General features: G+C 40.8%; 2 protein-coding genes. Both read left to right on the top strand.

What is annotated here, in order from left to right:
* Positions 1-252 (top strand): hypothetical protein (locus ACUNWA_RS18990; RefSeq protein ID WP_445593505.1); only part of this gene is annotated, 252 nt, incomplete at its 5' end.
* Positions 253-1,497, top strand: a complete 1,245-nt coding sequence (locus tag ACUNWA_RS18985) for an IS91 family transposase (RefSeq protein ID WP_445593504.1) — start codon at positions 253-255, stop codon at positions 1,495-1,497.
* Positions 1,498-1,753 lie beyond the last annotated feature (256 nt).

Raw genomic sequence — 1,753 nt, 5'->3', positions numbered from 1 at the left:
GTTAGATGTAATGCTACGCATAGCACACATAACCAACAACTTACAATAATGATAGTCAACCTAAAATGTGGAGAATGCAGAAGAGTTTTTGATTACGAAGTAGGCACTCCCCGCTTGAATGAAACAACCTGGAAGCTTGAGTTTGAACACATTCCGGTTTGTCCTGTTTGTGGAGCCAGGGGGAAAGAGCTTCTGACCGAATTTGGTCAGAGTCAGATGACACAATGGCATTTGAATAATGAGGATTTCTGAATGGGGGAACCGCAAAAACATATCATTCCAGGAGAATCCATTCCGGAGAAGAAATTCCGGTTGGCGGATTTTTTCAATGCCCATTGGGATAGCTATGTTCAATCTCCCAAGAAACCTATAAAACCCGAACATTTTAAGGCTGTCAATGCCTTGAGGGTTTGCCGGACGCCTGTTTTAGGCGTTGATGTTTATGCCTGTCCGGAGTGCGGAGAGATCAAGGAGGTTTTCCACAGTTGTAAGCATCGTTTCTGTCCCACATGCAGTTGGAAAGAGACGGTGGATTGGGCAGAGAAGGTTAAATACCGTATGTTGAACATTGAGCACCGCCATGTCGTCTGCACCCTGCCTCATTCGCTGATTCCGCTGATCAAACAAAACAGTCGCATACTCCTTGGGGCCTTACAGCGTTCTGCAGCCGCTACTTTTAGCGATTGGATCGGAAACAAACACCGGTTGAAGATCGGAGTCGTTTCGGTTTCTCATACTTTCGGCGAGTTAAAAAACTACCACCCCCACGTTCACATGATCGTTTCCTGGGGAGGCGTTCATCAAAAATCCGAAGAGTTGGTACAACTGAAAGAGGATGAGTTTGTCAATTACAAATTCTTGAAAAAGAAGTTCCGGTGTAAGTTTGAAGATGAACTCGTTGCCATGTTTGATAAGGATCTCTTATTGAATGATTTTCAGGACAGGACTGATTTCATTCGGTTTATAAAATCGATTAATAAGAATTCATGGGTTATCCACCTGGAAGAACCGATCAGCCACCCGGGGAAAGTGATCCGTTACATTGGGCGATATTCGAAGCGCGCCTGTATCAGCGAATACAAGATTACCAAAATGGAAGGTGAATATATCGCATTTCGTTACAAAGATTACAAAGACAGGGATGCAGACAAAAAACCGATGGAAAAAGAAGAGGAATTGCATTACCGTGATTTCTTTCCAAGGTTGTTGCAACATGTACCGGAGCCTTACTCCCGTATGGTAAGGTATTATGGGTTGTATTCCAATAAAGGGAATTGTCCCGATGAATACCTGTATCAAGAACCTGAACCTTGTGAAGAAACGACTATCCCTGAAATGGATGATGAAAAGAATTGTGAATTCTGTAACCGGGAAATGGAATACATCCACACCTGGTTTCAGGTACGCTATTGGATCAATAAGAAAACGGGAAGTAAAAAGAACTCTCAACATATTGTAATTCGTAAAGAATTGATGAAAAAAAGAAGTGCAGCTTAGCCAGTATGGGAGAGGTATGCTCTTTAGTGAAAGAAATTAAAGAAAAACAGGGAGAATAAGAAAAATAGATAGCAACCAATTAAACAACTGAAATAAAAAGCAATGGAACAAAAAAATAAACGAGTGAAGGAAGAAAATGGTAAAAATCGAAATCCGTATATAATCAACACAAGAAATAAATAGCTACAAATTTAAAAAGGCACATACATCTAACACTAAATAAACGGCATTAAAAAGTCCGTTTATTCTTAACGTT

It is taken from the genome of Sunxiuqinia sp. sy24 (assembly GCF_052677165.1).
Note: the sequence above shows the minus strand (reverse complement) of the source record. Positions and strands in the feature narration are given on the sequence as shown.

Excerpts from the sequence above, each read along its gene's own strand:
- ACUNWA_RS18985 (WP_445593504.1), top strand. The coding sequence starts at position 253 with ATGGGGGAACCGCAAAAACATATCATTCCAGGAGAATCCATTCCGGAG.